General features: G+C 64.7%; 10 protein-coding genes. 4 read left to right on the forward strand and 6 right to left on the reverse strand.

Annotated elements, in window-relative coordinates; translation table 11 throughout:
* Positions 1-64 precede the first annotated feature (64 nt).
* The 5 genes from LU688_RS17615 to LU688_RS17635 form a co-directional block, all read right to left on the reverse strand.
* Positions 65-607, reverse strand: coding sequence for an HvfA family oxazolone/thioamide-modified RiPP metallophore (locus LU688_RS17615; protein WP_160290599.1), 543 nt, complete (start codon positions 605-607; stop codon positions 65-67).
* A 167-nt stretch (positions 608-774) separates the two neighbouring features.
* The gene (locus tag LU688_RS17620; protein ID WP_023630983.1) at positions 775-1335 is read right to left on the reverse strand and encodes a DUF4174 domain-containing protein; all 561 of its coding nucleotides are present in this window, start codon (positions 1333-1335) and stop codon (positions 775-777) included.
* 209 nt (positions 1336-1544) lie between these two features.
* The gene (locus LU688_RS17625; RefSeq protein WP_160290598.1) at positions 1545-6074 is read right to left on the reverse strand and encodes an NEL-type E3 ubiquitin ligase domain-containing protein; all 4530 of its coding nucleotides are present in this window, start codon (positions 6072-6074) and stop codon (positions 1545-1547) included.
* A gap of 76 nt (positions 6075-6150) precedes the next feature.
* Positions 6151-8511 carry a DNA polymerase II gene (locus LU688_RS17630; protein ID WP_160290597.1) on the reverse strand — a complete coding sequence of 787 codons (2361 nt, stop codon included), beginning with the start codon at positions 8509-8511 and terminating at the stop codon, positions 6151-6153.
* A 93-nt stretch (positions 8512-8604) separates the two neighbouring features.
* The gene (locus tag LU688_RS17635; RefSeq protein WP_232888055.1) at positions 8605-9810 is read right to left on the reverse strand and encodes an MFS transporter; all 1206 of its coding nucleotides are present in this window, start codon (positions 9808-9810) and stop codon (positions 8605-8607) included.
* Between the two features lie 114 nt (positions 9811-9924).
* Here LU688_RS17635 and LU688_RS17640 point away from each other — a divergent pair, with 114 nt between their 5' ends.
* Entirely contained in the window at positions 9925-10836 is a 912-nt protein-coding gene (locus LU688_RS17640) for a LysR family transcriptional regulator (protein ID WP_160290595.1), read from the forward strand.
* On the opposite strand, the gene LU688_RS17645 is transcribed toward LU688_RS17640, so the two are convergent.
* On the reverse strand, positions 10817-11737 hold the full coding sequence (locus tag LU688_RS17645) for a LysR substrate-binding domain-containing protein (protein ID WP_023630977.1): 921 nt from the start codon (positions 11735-11737) through the stop codon (positions 10817-10819). The genes LU688_RS17640 and LU688_RS17645 overlap by 20 nt on opposite strands.
* Before the next feature lie 170 nt (positions 11738-11907).
* Between LU688_RS17645 and LU688_RS17650 the strand changes: the two genes are divergently transcribed.
* From LU688_RS17650 to LU688_RS17660, 3 genes are read left to right on the forward strand one after another with little or no spacing between them, the layout of a single operon-like run.
* Entirely contained in the window at positions 11908-12684 is a 777-nt protein-coding gene (locus tag LU688_RS17650) for a YqcI/YcgG family protein (RefSeq protein ID WP_094011357.1), read from the forward strand.
* Positions 12685-12686: 2 nt separating this feature from the next.
* Complete coding sequence (locus LU688_RS17655) at positions 12687-13319, forward strand: LysE family translocator (protein WP_031315284.1); 633 nt, start codon at positions 12687-12689, stop codon at positions 13317-13319.
* Positions 13320-13345: 26 nt separating this feature from the next.
* Positions 13346-14446, forward strand: a complete 1101-nt coding sequence (locus LU688_RS17660; protein ID WP_232888054.1) for a hypothetical protein — start codon at positions 13346-13348, stop codon at positions 14444-14446.
* Positions 14447-14530 lie beyond the last annotated feature (84 nt).

Below are 14530 nucleotides of genomic sequence, written 5' to 3' on the forward strand. Positions count from 1 at the left end.
ATCGGGGGCAGCCCGCCCCCACAGGGCAAATGCCGGTGGGAGCGGGCTGGCCCCGCGACAGGCTTCAGGACCTGGTCAGGTGGCTGAACAGCCCGTCGGGCATCGCCTTGCCATTGGCCTTGTAGATCGCCGCCAGGTGATCGTGGGCTTCCTGCTCGGAAATGAAGCCATCGTGGTTGCGGTCGATCTTGTCGAAGTCGGCCGCCCGGTCCTTGGCCACTGCCAGGAACTCCTCGCGCGAGACCTTGCCATCATGGTTGCTGTCGGTACGGGCGAACGAGGCGTCGCCGCACTTGCCCTCACCGCACTTGCCCTCGGCACCGGCCTTGGCGCTGGCGCCACACTTGCCCTCGCCACATTTGCCTTCGCTTTGCGTGGCCTTGCCGCTGGCACCGCACTTGCCCTCGCCGCACTTGCCTTCGCTTTGCGTGGCCTTGCCGCTGGCACCGCACTTGCCCTCGCCGCACTTGCCTTCGCCAGGGGTCTTGGCGGCGGCCAGCTGGTAGCCCTGGGCCAACGGTTCTACCGCGAAGGCGTTGTTGCCCAGGACCATGCCGCCGAGCAGGGTGGCGCCGAGCAGGCTAAGGGTTTGACGGGTCGTTTTCATGGTGTCGCTCCACTGTGGTTGGAAAGTGGAGCCATTGAGCCGCAGCGGTGTGTCGTCGATGTATCGGAGCGGGCGTGGTTTTGTATGGCAGTGGGTCGAGGCAAGGCGCAGATACACAGGGATACAAGAACGGCCTTCTGCTGGCGCAGAAGGCCGTGACAGAGGCCTCAGTCTTCCAGCGGCTTGGGCGGCGCGGCAGGTTTGGCGGGCTTGCTCGGCTTGGCCTTGCTGTCCTTGGCCTTTGGCTCGGCTGGCGCAGCGGCTACCGGCTCCGGCGCGGTCACCGCCTGCTCGCTGGGCGGCAGCTCATCGACTGCCTTGAAAATAACTTGCGGATCGAGCTTTTCGCCGCTGTCGTCGTCCTTGAGCACATGGCGTTCGCCGTCCTTGCCCACCAGGATCACCTTGGTGCCTTTGCTGGCGCCCAGCTTGAGCTCACGGATCAACGCCATGGTGGTCTGCTGCTCGAGGTTCTTGTCCTCGCGCTTGCCCATCATGCTGGCGACGCTGTACAGCACCAGCCCACGTTCCTTGAATCCGGCTTGGGTAGCGGGATCTTTCAGCGCCTGTTCCAGGCCACGCAGGGTCGGGTCGGCCGAACTCGGGGCGATGACCACCAACGGCCTGGCCTTGCCCAGTTCCTTGGCCAGCGGGGCATCGCTGTCGGCGGCGTACAAAGGGCCGGCTACGGCGAGCAAGGTGGCGAGGGTCAGTGACCGAACGAGCATGCGCATCTCCTTATTCTCTCGATAAACCAAAGACTGCAGATCAGGGAGAAAGATCCGGGCCGGGAGCCTAAACCAACTATCCATCCATGTGCTTGGGTCAAAGGTAACCAGTGGTTTCCGCAATCATCGCGGCTCCTGCTGACGCAGTTTCCGGAACCACCGCTCCCGATCTAGAGCATAGTCCAAAGCCATCATGGTCCGAAGCGAACTCAGCGAACGGCCACTTCCTGCTCGGCAACCACCTCCAATGCATGACGGGTCATTTCAAGCATCCTCGTGCGTTCGGCTAGCATCCGCTCCTCCTGTACTTGGCCGATCTGCCCCAGCCGGACAGCTTCCGACAGACTCCGATCCGCCATCAAAGCCTCCATGCGTGCGTGATAGGGCGCATCGAACGCATCGAAGCGGGTTTGATAGGCCTGGCGCAAATGCTGGCACCAAAAATCCCTCTCGGCCAATGAGCGTGCCAGCGTCTCGCTGCCCTCCGCCGCCAGCACACGTTCACGCGCCTGCGCGACCTGCCGCGTACCGACGCCCGCGAGGTTGCGAAACAGCATGTCGTTGATCCGCAGCGGCAGGTCCAGCTCGCGGCGTAGCGCCAGTCGATACGCCAGGACCACCTCTATTTCGTCCGGATTGCCGCCCGTCGCTCGCTGTGCCTGAACATCTTCCAGGGCGATGCGATCAACCGCCTCCAGCCGCCACAACTGACGCCCAAGGTAGAGCAAGGCCCGTTCACGATTCCCGCCAACGTTGCCCTGCTGCGCCCGCCACACCAGTAAACGCACCTCCAGGTCGCTAAAACGCAGAGTAATGCTGTCCTGGCACGTGACCTCGCGGGCGCAGGCGAACAGTTCATTGCATAGCCCGGCATCCGCATCCATCGCCTGGAGCATATCCAGTACCCGATAGGCTAGATCACGAGCCCCCGCAGGGCTGCGAAAGTCGGCCGTTTCCGTTAACCCCGTGAGCAGGTGGAAAAACGCTTCGCCGCGCTCGTTGCCGTCCACCTGCGCCCAGGTCGACCCCAGCTCATCACGGTGCCGATCCCCGATCACATCGAGCCAGCGCATGCGCGGCAGGATGTCAGGTTCGATCACTTGCGCAGGTGCCACCTGCTGAGCCACGGCTAACCGCAACCGCTGATGCTGCTCGGACGTCATGGGGTTGCCCTGCAGCCACACCCGCCCCCGGGTCCAAGGCAGGGCTTGGTAGAAGCCTTCGGGCAACGCGGTGATCAGGTTGTTGCGTATATCGAGCGCCACCAGGCGCGGGCATTCAAGCGCGCCATGCGGCAGTGCGCCGATCCTGCAACTGTTCAAGCGCAATTCACTCAGACGCGCCATCGCGCCAACCGAGAAGGTTCGCCCCAGCGGGTTGTAGGAAAGATTGAGATAGGTGAGCGCCTCACAACCGGCAAGCACCGTAATTTGGCCAGGATCAAGCGCGATCTGGTTGTTGTAGAGGTCCAGGCATTCCAACCGTCGCATGTACCGCAGTTGCGCTGGCAAACGGGTCAGTCTGTTGCCAGGCAGCTCCAGCACTCGCAGGTTGCCAAACGCCTCGAGAAAACTGTCGGGCACTGCTTCGAGCGCCATACTCCGGAGTGACAGGACCGACACCCGATTGAACCGGATCAGCCGCGGCAGCTCTGGCAGCGTTCCCGGCCTCGTCCCCATCTGGCTCCACCAAAGCTCGATGGGAGGGGAACGATCGACGGACTCCTCGAAGGTACTGCATTGCCAGCAGCGTATAAGCGCATCACTGAAATAGCGACGCTGCTCCTGGGCCTCGCCACGCGAAGCGCTTGTAACCCAACGCTCCATGTGTTCGGCCAACAGTTCGGATTGCCCACGCAGCGTCGTCAGGATCTCCTCGACGCGCCGCCCCGAGGCCTGGACCGCGCTGATCCACGTATCGAGCTCTGCCTGGTCCAGGGCTGGAAACAGGCTGTGCGCCCTGTCGACCAGCGCCTGCGGCCTGCCTCTGCTCCACACCCTGTCGGGCAGGCGGCCGTTCAACAGATAGCCGAAGCGACCGTCCTGCAGCCGCGATGGCGGGCGCATGGCGCCCGGCTGCCTGGGTGACAGCAGGCGTTCCACGGCCGGTCGGTCGGCAACCGCGCGCCGCCTCACCGCCACGCGCAGGCTGGCGGCAGAAGGTGCGTCCAGGCCCAGCTCCATGAGTTGGTCCTCGTCGTAGGCAGCGGCCATGACCTCGAACAATTCACCAATCGCCCCCACGGCGTTGCCATGTGAATCGAGGCGCACATACCGGCCATCAAGGTGCAACAGGCTGGTTGTCATCGCGGGCTCGCCTCCCGCGACCAGCACCGGCCCCCCGACACGCTCGTCCAGCAATCGCCAGCGTATGGGCCTGGAAGCACCCGCCTGCGCTTCGAGCAGCCCGATCACCACCCGCGCAAGATCCGCTGACTGCGGCATGTCGTAATGCAAGGCCTCCAAGACCCGCACCGTACGGATCCGTGCGACGCTCGCCCTCGCACCCTCGGCAAGGCGCATGGCTATCCTGCCAGTCTCGGCCAGGCGTCGGTAGTCGTCGGCATCGGCGCCTTGCAGCAACGCCTGCGCCGCTCGTCTGTGCAAGCCTGTAAAGGCCCGTCGCAACGTGGCGATTGCGACCGTATCGGCTTCCTGCCCACTGTCGTACAGCGCCTGCAGCAACGGTCGGCGGTACAATCCAATCTGCTCGGCAAGCCGGGGCCCCTCAAGCCCAAGCATTTGCGGCCAACGCTGGGCATGCCGCAGCAATTCATGATCCTCGCTACCCACACCAGAGCGCAGATCCGTGATCGCCCGGCTTATGCGTGCCTCCAGTTGCAGGCGTTCGACGCTGTCACAAAGCCAGGGGTCAGGCGCCTGGCTTTCCATGTGCAACGCCCGCAGATTGCTCGCGCCAATCCCGTGAATACTCAGTGCTGCGTCAACCCTGGCAGCATCAAGCTCGTTGAACGGTCTGCCCAATCGACTGAACATCAGGCGTGCACCCTGCCAGCATGACGGCTGCGCACTGGCTAACCGCCACGCGCCCGCGCCGTTGCCGTGCACCACAGGACCGAAGCCTGCCTGGGGGCACAATTGCCACGCGCCATCTTCGCTGCGCTGCTGCACCGCATAGTGCTGCCCCTCCATCTCGATGAACGCTTGCCCGGCTTGCCGCTGGACGCCATCGCCCGCCTGCCGCGCAGCCAACAGTGGCGCCTCACTGCGATAGGCCGCCAGGTCCTGGTTCCATAGCTTCGTCTTGCCATTTTCCATTTGCGCCGGCACTAGGCTGTCGACCAGCACTGAACGCCCCCATGCATGACGCACGGCCGAAACCCCGACCGCTGTCACCGCCACCACGGCCAGATCGCGCGCCACATGCGTCAGATGGTCGAGGGCGGCCGAGGTATCGCCGTCATGCCAACTCTCCACGCCATGGAAAACCTCGGTAAGTAGATCCCAGGCAAAGACTGCGAGCAGCCCAGCGCCAACCGCAGGAATGAAGAACCCCGCCAGGCCCGCCAGCAACCACCCCTGCGCCGCAAGGTACCGGTCATGGGCCTGCTGCACGGCTTGATCCAGTTGAGCCACGGGAGGCGCGATCATTGCGGCGTCATCCTTGATCTGCGCGATACGCGCCGCCGCCAGTTGGTCGAACAGCGGGAGTGCGATGGGGTGCATGTGCACCTGAAGGTCGCGGGTGGCCCAGATCGCGACATCCCGGTACAACTCGATGACGGTCGAAAAGAAGCGCTGGCTGTCGCGGCGCCTCAGAAAGCGGCTGAAGAATGTCAGGTAGGCGCCATCGCGCAAGTGGCGACCCAGCCGCTTGCGGCTAAAATGCTCCAGGTCGGGGTGGGCGCTCCAGGGGCCGTGTGGATCACCTGGGATGTAGCAGAAGATGCGTTGGCTGGTATTGCGCAACCAGCCCTGATCAATGACGTCGAACACGATGACCTGCTCCAGCGCGCATCCCAGCACGCGCAGTCGCTTGACAACCACCGGCGCGTCGCCCGGTACCTGCGGATCGCCATCGCTGCACACGCGCAGAAGCAGATCAAGCTCGGCGGCGCTCAGGATTCCGTCGACATTTGCCTTGCACGCGTCGACCACCAGCGTGGAGTGCAGCAACCCCGCCAGCACGGCGCGCATGCTTTGTTCGCCGGGCGGGTCAAAGACCGCATCCAGATGGCGCTGATAGCGCGCGCCAGCATCCAGCTCGCGGCATAACCGGGCAAACTCGGACGCACTGGGCTGATCAAGACGCCCCCCATCCCCCTTTAGCAGGCCATTACCGCGCGGCTGGCCGGTATCCACCGACTCGCTGGCGACGAAATTGCGCATTGCGGCTTCCACCAATGGAGTCTGGGCATAGTCAGTATCCGAAACCGGAACTCGGGTAGTGAAATACTGGCCACGCAACGGCACCGGGTACCCGTGGCGGAACCACAGGGTGGCGACATCCACCTTTGTCGCGAATCGTTTGTCGAAGGCGTCCTGCAAGGCGGCACCGACAAACGCTTCGATGCCCTGCACACGCCTCCAGCGCGCCCGTAGGCGTTGCCGGCAGTCAAGGCTGGTTTTGAGGGCGGCGCACAACGCCGCCAGAGAGGCATCGGCAAGCTCGTGCAACCAGTCAGGCAGCCGCTTGGCGATGAGGTCATCCTGGAACGCTTGCTCGAAGCGGAGCGTGTCGTCGCTTGGCGCAACCGCTGAGTCGCTGTCGGTAGGCATGGGTGGACTCCTTGTGCTGGGGGGCCCAGCCTAGGGATAGCTGCCTTGCCCCGGCACTAGCCCGCTACCACCGCACTCAGAACAGCGCCAGCTGACGATCGATCAGCGCAGCGAAGTCATCACCGACAAAGGGCAGGATGGCATCCGCCACGGGTTGCAACTGGCGGGTCAGGTAGTGGTCGTAGTCCAAAGGTGCCTGGCAGTTTTCCAAGGGCTCCGGGCCGGCCGTGGTGATGACATAGCTGATCCAGCCGCCGCGTTGGTACTGCAACGGTCGCCCGAGACGGGCGTTGTACTCGTCCGCGAGCCGCGCCGCGCGCACGTGCGGCGGCACATTGCGCTGGTAGTCGGCCAACGGCCGGCGCAGGCGCTTGCGGTAGATCAACAATTCATCCTGTTCGCCAGCCAGGGTGCGCTCGATATAGCCACGCACATAGTCGCGATAGGGCTGGCCGCGAAACACCCGGCCATAGAGCTCCTGCTGGAACTGTCGGGCCAGGGGCGACCAGTCGGTACGTACAGATTCCAGGCCCTTGTAGACCATCTCCTCGCTGCCGTCGACACGCCGCACCAGGCCGGCATAGCGTTTCTTGCTGCCTTCGTCGGCGCCACGGATAGTCGGCATGAGAAAACGCCGGTAGTGGGTTTCGTATTGCAGCTCCAGGGCGCAGTCCAGACCCAGGGTCTCGGCCAGGTGGCGGCGCCACCACTGGTTGACCTCGGCCACCAGCTCGCGGCCGATGCGCGCCGCGCCCTCTTCGTCGTGGGCGCCTTTGAGCCAGACGAAGGTGGAGTCGGTATCGCCGTAGATCACATCAAAGCCCCGCGCTTCGATCAGTGCCCGGGTCTGGCGCATGATCTGGTGCCCGCGCATGGTGATCGACGACGCCAGGCGCGGGTCGAAGAAGCGGCAGCCGCTGGAGCCAAGCACGCCATAGAAGGCGTTCATGATGATCTTCAGCGCCTGCGACAGCGGCGCGTTGCCGTCACGCTTGGCCGCCTCGCGGCCCTGCCACACCCGTTCGACAATCGCCGGCAGGCAATGCTGGCTGCGCGAGAAACGCCCGCCGCGAAAACCCTCCACCGAATGTGTGTCGTCCGGCTGGCGCAGGCCCTCGACCAGACCCACCGGGTCGATCAGGAAGGTGCGGATGATCGAGGGATACAGGCTCTTGTAGTCGAGCACCAGCACCGAATCGTACAGGCCGGGCCGCGAATCCATGACGAAGCCGCCTGGGCTGGCCTCGCCCTCGACACTCCCCAGGTTGGGCGCGACATAACCCAGGCGGTGCATGTGCGGGATGTACAGGTGGCAGAACGCGGCCACCGAACCGCCGCTGCGGTCCACGGCAAGGCCGGTGACCGATGAACGTTCGAGCAGGAACTCGAGCAGCCGGGTATGGGCGAAGATCCGCGTAACCAGTTCGCAATCCTTGAGGTTGTAGCGGGCCAGGGCCGGCTTGTCCTCGGCGAAGCGGCGGTTGATCTCGTCCATGCGCTGGTAGGGTGTGTCGATGGCCTTGCCCTCGCCCAATAACTGTTGCGCGACGCTTTCGAGGCTGAACGAGGGAAAGCTCCAGGTCGCCGAGCGCAAGGCCTCGATACCGTCGATCAACAACCGTCCAGGCGCCTCGGCGAAGAAATGGCTGCGGCTGCCATGCTCGCGCAGGTGCAGCGGCGCACCGTCGCGGCCCATGCACAGCGGCACCTTTAGGCGCTGTGCGTGCTCGTGCAGCAGACGCAGGTCGAACTGCACCAGGTTCCAGCCGATGATCGCATCGGGGTCGTGGCGGGCAAGCCACTGGTTGAGGCAGGTGATCAGTTCGGCGCGATCGCTGCAGTAATGCAGGTCGAAATCCACCTCGCCAGCCTCGCCGTTGGCCGGCCCAAGCATATAGACCTGGCGCTGGCCGCAGCCTTCCAGGGCGATGCTGTACAGCTCGCCACGCTCGCTGGTCTCGATATCCAGCGACACCAGGCGCAAGGTTGGGCGATAGCCGGGGTCGGGCCTGAGCTGGGCATCGAGCAAGGTGCCCTGGTCGTCGGCGCGGCCATCGAAACGCACCGGCGCGGTGATGAAGCGCTCCATCAGGTAGCGCTCCGGCGGGCGGATATCGGCCTCGAAGACCTCGATGCCCGCGCCGCGCAAGCGTTTTTCCAGGGTGATCAGCTGGCGGTGCTGGCGGCAGTACAAGCCCATCACCGGGCGCAGGTCGAAGTCGCGCAGTTGCAGTGGCTTGAGTTCGACGCCCTGTTCATCGGCCAGCAGCAAGCGGGCGTGTTCAGCCTGGGCGGCGGGCAGGAAAGCCACCGAGGGCTGCGGGGCCAGGCGCACGCGCCGGGGCCCCTGGTCGGTGGCCAGCCAGAACTCCACGCAGGTGCCTTCGGGCGTGTCATGCCAGTGGCGGGTCAGGACGAAGCCTTGTTGCAATTGCACTGCGGGGGGACCTCGAATCGCTGCTTTGTTCGCACCTGCTGATTGTAACTGTCCTGTCGTCAGAAATACTGATTCGCCGATATGAACATCGGGCTAGCGGGCGCCGGCGGCGAACCCGGCTCGGCGTCCGCCCAGCACCAGCAACCATGCCAACCCCACCAGCGCCAGCACCACCGCGCCAAACGCCCCGACCCCGGCGCCCACCAGCAACAGCCCGCCGATGATGCCACCCAGGGCGATGGCGCTGTTCCACACGGTCACCAGCATCGACTGCGCCACATCGCCGCCCTCGCCCGCCGCATCGGCGCAGGCCGTTTGCAGCAGCGTCGGCGCGCCGCCGTAGGTCAGCCCCCACAGCGCCACGCTGACATGCACCGACCAGGGTGCGCCTTGCACCTGCCCCAGCGCCAGGGTCGCCAGGGCGAAGCCGGCCAGGCACAGCAACACCAGCCCGCGCAGATGCCGATCGACTCCCAGGCCGACCAGGGCGATGCCGGCCAGCGAGGCCAGGCCGAAGGTCATCAGTACCTGGCCCACCGCCTCGGCCATGCCCGCCGCGGCAATCAGCGGCACGATGTAGGTGTAGAGAATGTTATGACCAAGTATCCACGCCAGGATCACCAGCAGCACCCGTGCCACACCCGGGGTACGCAACACCGCCAGGGCCGCGGGGCGCTTGCCCTCAGCCTGGCCGGGAAAATCCGGTACTGCCCGCAGCACCCAGGCGGCCAGCAGCAATGCGGCCAGGGTCACCATCACGAAGGTCGCCCGCCATCCCATCAATGCCCCCAGCCAGGTTCCGATGGGCAAGCCCAGCGACAAGGCGATGGGCTGCCCCAGCATCGCCACTGCCATGGCCTTGCCCTGCTGGGCCGGTGCCACCATGCGCCGCGCATGACCGGCGATCAGGCCCCAGGCCAGGCCGGCGGCGGCACCGGTGCAAAATCGCAGGAGCAAGGTGAGCGTGTTGTCCGAGGACACTGCGGTCAGCCCGTTGAACAGGATGAAGCCGCCAATGGCCAGCAGCAGTGCCCGACGGCGCCACCAGCCTTGGGTCAGGGTCACCAGAGGGATGGCCGTGAGCAACGAACCCAAGGCGTAGGCGGTGACCCATTGCCCGGCCATGGCCTGGCTGATCTGCATGCCGTTGGCGATCTGGTCGAGCAGGCCGGCCGGCAGCGTCTCGCTGAGGATGGCGATGAAGCCGGTCAGGGCCAGCGCCAGCAAGGCGCTCATGGGCAGGCGCGTGGCACTGGCGGGGGATGCGCCGGCGCAGGCCGCCGAGGAAGGTGAATGCATGATGGTCTCCGGTTTGTCGAACAGGCAGGCATCTTGCGCCGCTGGGGTATTACGGAAAAAGCCGGGTACAATTCCGCTCAGTCAGGACATCAATGTCCGCAATCGGAGCACAGCATGGACAGCCTCAGTGGCTTCATGGTCTTCATCCGGGTCGCCGAAGCCCGCAGCTTCGTCGCCGCTGGCCAATCGCTGGGGATCAGCGCGTCAGCCGTGAGCAAACGCGTGGCCCGGCTGGAAGAAAAACTGGGAGTGCGCCTATTCCACCGCAGCACGCGCAGCATCACCCTGACCGCCGAGGGTACGCTGTTCCTCGAGCGCAGCCGGCGCATCCTGGCCGAGATCGAAGCCACCGAGCAGGCACTGTCCCAGGCCAGCGGCACGCCGCGCGGGCGCCTGCGGGTTAGCCTGCCGCAGGTGACCGGGCTGGTGATGCCGGCGCTGGCCGAGTTCATGGCGCGCTACCCGGAGATCGAACTGGATCTGGACTTCAGCGACCGCATGGTGGATATCGTCGGCGAGGGTTTCGACGTGGTGATGCGCGGCGGCCAGCCGCTGGATTCAAGGCTGAACGCCAAGTTCCTCGGGCACTTCCAGCATCGCCTGGTGGCGTCCCCCGAGTACCTGCGCGAACGCGGCACGCCGCAGCACCCCCGCGAGCTCGGCGGGCACAGCTGCCTGCACTATCGTTTCCCCAACAGCGGCAAGCTGGAAACCTGGCCGCTGCGCCGAGAACACCCCGAGCAGGACTACGCCATTCCCATCTCGATGGTCTGCAACCATGTCGAGACGCGCATCTGCTTCGCCCTCAACCACCGTGGCATCACCTGCCTGCCGGACTTCAGCGTGCGCCGGGAGCTGGCGGCCGGCAGCCTGGTCAGCGTGCTCGACCACTTCATGGAGCGGCGCGGCAGCTTCTACCTGCTGTGGCCCTCAGGGCGACAGATGCCGCCCAAGTTGCGGGTGTTCATCGACTTCATGCTCGAGCGAGTGCTCCCGGCCCACGACTTCAGCCGTACAAGTAGCTGATGTCCTTGTGCGACAGTGGCGGCACCTGGGCCACCAGGTAGTCGCGCAGCTTTTGCATCTGATGCGCCTTGGGGCTGGCCTTGAGCCAAGTCATGTAATAGCCATCGCCGGTGGCCACGGCGTGAGGGAATGGTGTGACCAGATTGCCGGCGGCAAGATCGGCGCTGGCCAGCACCAGATCGACCACCGAGATGCCCAGCCCCTGCTGGGCAGCCGAAATACCCTGGTCGAGGGTGTCGAACACCTGGCCCTGGTCGATGCTGATATCAAGTGCATCCATGCGCGCCAGCCAGCGCCGCCAGTCGCGGCGGTCCGGCGAGGGGTGGAGGAATTCGCAGCTGGAAAGCACCGAGAGCTCCGGCCGCGCCTGCTCAAGGTAACTCGGGTGGCACACCGGAACCAGCCATTCATCGAACAGCTTGAGGCTCTCCACATCCGCGGCAAAGCGCCCGTTACCCAACAGGATCGCGCAGTCATAAGGCTCGGAATAGAAGTCCACCGCGTCGATGTCCATCCACACGCTCGACAATTGCACCGAACAGCTGTTGTCAACCTTCTTGAAGCCGTCCAGGGCCCTGAGCAGCCAGCGCACGGTGAGCGTGGACGGTGCCTTGAGCCGGACGCCGTAGCGGTCCTGGCGTAACAGCGCACAGGCATTCTCGATGATCTTGAAGCCAACCTTGAGCTCCTGGGCCAACAGGCGGCCGTGCTCGGTCAGGCGCAACTTGGGCCCGCGACGCTCGAAAAGATCGCAGCCAAACAGCGCTTCGAGCGTCTTGATGTGATGGCTGACTGCGCCCTGGGTAAGGGCGAGTTCATGGGCTGCACGGGTGAAAGAGCCATAGCGCGAGGCCACTTCGAAGGCCCGCAGGGCGTGCAAGGCTTGAATCCGTTCCGACATGGCGCCTTCCGAGCATGAGTGAAGCTAATAGTAGGTCATAGATCCAGGCGTTTTACAACGCAGGGGGCATCTCCGAAAATGCCGGTAAATAACAATTATATATAACTAACCTGCACGGATATGACGAAAAAGTTCTATTAACGCCACATTCGGATCTACCTGGGGAAATCATGTTTACGGGTTATGGAATCTGCTATCGCCTGGATGCGCTAGAGCTCGCCGACGAACATGTCCAGAACCGACACCACTGGACACACAAGACCATAGAACACTTCAAGGAAACCTTGGCCAACCCTGACTTCCCCTGCCTGTTCGGGCGAAAGGCAGTCAATGCGCGCACCTGCCATATCGTCTTCGCCCGCGCCGCACGTCTGGCCGAGGATATCGCAGGGGGCCTGGCCGACTACATCGCCACCATCACGCCGATCCCGCTCAAGCAGCGTATCGGCAACCCGTTGCTGGTGTTTCTCGAAACGGCCGCCGACTCCTCGCTTGAGGCGCAGCAGACACTGGCCTGGGATGTGCTGCGCGAGGTCCACGCCCGCGACACGCTGCCATGGCCCGAGGAGATCCCGCAGGACCCGCACGACGCACGCTGGTCATTCTGCTTCGCCGGCATGCCGCTGTTCATCAACATGAGCTTCCCCGCCCATCGCCTGATGAAAAGCCGCAACCTGGGCCCGCACATTGCCTTTGTCATCAACCCGCGGGAGAGCTTCGACGAGGTGGCCAGCGCCGGCACCGAGAGCGGCCAGCGCATCCGGGCGCGGATTCGCGAGCGGGTGCGTCACTACAACGACGGCGTCATGCCCGAGACCCTTGGCTTCTTCGGCCAGGACGACAACTTCGAATGGAAGCAGTACCAACTGCAGGAGCCCGGTGCGCCGAGCCCGCCGCGCTGCCCGTTCCACACCCACGCAATGGCTGAATGCCTTACCGAGAACTGAACGTGAATACCGCACTGACCGCCACTTATGCCCTAACCGTCCTGCTGCTGATCGCCACGCCCGGCCCGGTGGTGGCGCTGATCGTCAACACCGCCGCCGCCTCGGGCTCGCGCAAGGCCCTATTCACGGCAGTCGGCACCAACTGGGCATCACTGGTGCTGATCGGTGCGGCCGCCTGGATCATCCTGACCAGTGCTGCCATCGACAAGGCCTGGCTCAGTGGCATGAGCCTGCTGGGCTGCCTGTTCATCGGCTACATCGCCCTGGGCACCCTTCGCGAAGCGCTGCAGGCCCCGGCCCAGAGTGCCACCCAGGCCACAAGCGGAGCACAACCAGGCCGTGGCGGCCTGCTGCAGGGCTTCATGGTCGGCATCTCCAACCCCAAGGACATCATCTTCTTCATCGCCTTCTTCCCGCAGTTCATCCAGATCACCGAGTCGTTCGGCAAGAGCATGGTGGTGCTGTCGCTGCTGTGGATCGCCATCGATTTCGCCGTCCTCAGCCTGTACATCTTCGCCATCGGCAAGATCGCCTCGCCGCGCAGCAACCGCCTCATCAGCCTGGCCTCGGGCGTCGCCCTGCTGCTGATCGCCGCCGTCGGCCTGGCCTACAACCTCAAGGAGCTGGCTGCCTGAGCCCGCCCTCACAAGAAGGAACGCCCATGACACCGATCGACAGCGATACCCCCGGCAGCATGGGCACCCCCGACCCCCTGGCAGAGGATTACCAGCGCTTCCTGCAACTGGGCAGTCGCCGGGCCCCGCACACGCTGTACGTGCATGAGCGCGGCTACCGCTCCGGCACTATCAATACCGACGCGTTGGGCATGCGCTACAGCCACTGCGCCGGCAAGCGTTTCTCGGTGGCCGAGCGCGGCGGCACGGCGCGGGTCAACCTGCTCGTCGGCGGCTCCACCGCCATGGGCATCGGCGCCAGCTCCGACGAGCACACCGTGGCCTCGTACCTGTCGATGCTGACCGGGGAGATCTGGCTGAGCCTTGCCGGTTGCGGGCTCAATGCCACGCAGGAGCTGCTGATGTTCCTGACCCACCAGCACCGCTTTGGCCAGATCGGCCATGTGGTGGTGCTCAGTGGCCTCAACTCGCTGGCCCAGGAGGCACTGGCCGAGGTTCTGGCCGGTGCACAGGATCCGCATCGGGCACAGGCCTACCAGGACTTTCTCAATCGCTTCAACGAAGGGGTGCAAGCCACCGGCGAGGCACGCCGCGAATCGCTCTGGCAGCGCCTGGGCCAGGTCCTGGCGCCTGCGCGACAACCGCGCTGGCCGGACATCGAGCCGCTGTCCAGCCCCGACAAGCGTCTGATCCGCGCCGCCGATTGCGTCAGCCGGACCCTGCGTCAATGGGATCGCCTGCTGGCCGACGGCCACACCACCCTCACCTTCATCCTCCAGCCACTGCTACCCTGGTGCCGCGAGGTCGTGCCCAGCGCCGAACAGGCCATGCTCGGCAAGCTCGACCGACAGCCATCGAATTTCGATCGTCTGCTCGGCGACACTTTCGACAGCCAGCTGCACATGGCCTTCTTCCGCCGTATCAAGAACCAGGCCGAACCGGTGCCCTGCTATGATATGAACAGCATGCTCAGCAGCTCGCCGGTCTTCAGCGAACATCTGTTCGTCGACCGCCTGCACTTCAACGATCTTGGCAACAACGCACTGGCCAAGGTGATCACTGCCAAACTGGGGCTGGCCCAGGAAAGGCAGGCTCTACGCAAGGTCGCTCCGATCAAGCTGGTCTGATGGCCGTACGCCGGGCTTTCGGGGAAGGGGCGCGGATGGATAGAATACGCTGTCGTCGCTCCTGATTTGCCCGAGGCAACCGCG

Origin of the sequence: Pseudomonas soli, from assembly GCF_021283165.2 — a bacterium.
Taxonomy (GTDB): Bacteria; Pseudomonadota; Gammaproteobacteria; order Pseudomonadales; family Pseudomonadaceae; genus Aquipseudomonas; species Aquipseudomonas soli.

Bases quoted from the DNA above. Each gene is read 5' to 3' on its own strand.
- LU688_RS17615 (WP_160290599.1), bottom strand. From the start codon at position 607: ATGAAAACGACCCGTCAAACCCTTAGCCTGCTCGGCGCCACCCTGCTC.
- LU688_RS17620 (WP_023630983.1), bottom strand. From the start codon at position 1,335: ATGCTCGTTCGGTCACTGACCCTCGCCACCTTGCTCGCCGTAGCCGGC.
- LU688_RS17625 (WP_160290598.1), bottom strand. From the start codon at position 6,074: ATGCCTACCGACAGCGACTCAGCGGTTGCGCCAAGCGACGACACGCTC.
- LU688_RS17635 (WP_232888055.1), bottom strand. From the start codon at position 9,810: ATGCATTCACCTTCCTCGGCGGCCTGCGCCGGCGCATCCCCCGCCAGT.
- LU688_RS17640 (WP_160290595.1), top strand. From the start codon at position 9,925: ATGGACAGCCTCAGTGGCTTCATGGTCTTCATCCGGGTCGCCGAAGCC.
- LU688_RS17645 (WP_023630977.1), bottom strand. From the start codon at position 11,737: ATGTCGGAACGGATTCAAGCCTTGCACGCCCTGCGGGCCTTCGAAGTG.
- LU688_RS17650 (WP_094011357.1), top strand. From the start codon at position 11,908: ATGTTTACGGGTTATGGAATCTGCTATCGCCTGGATGCGCTAGAGCTC.
- LU688_RS17660 (WP_232888054.1), top strand. From the start codon at position 13,346: ATGACACCGATCGACAGCGATACCCCCGGCAGCATGGGCACCCCCGAC.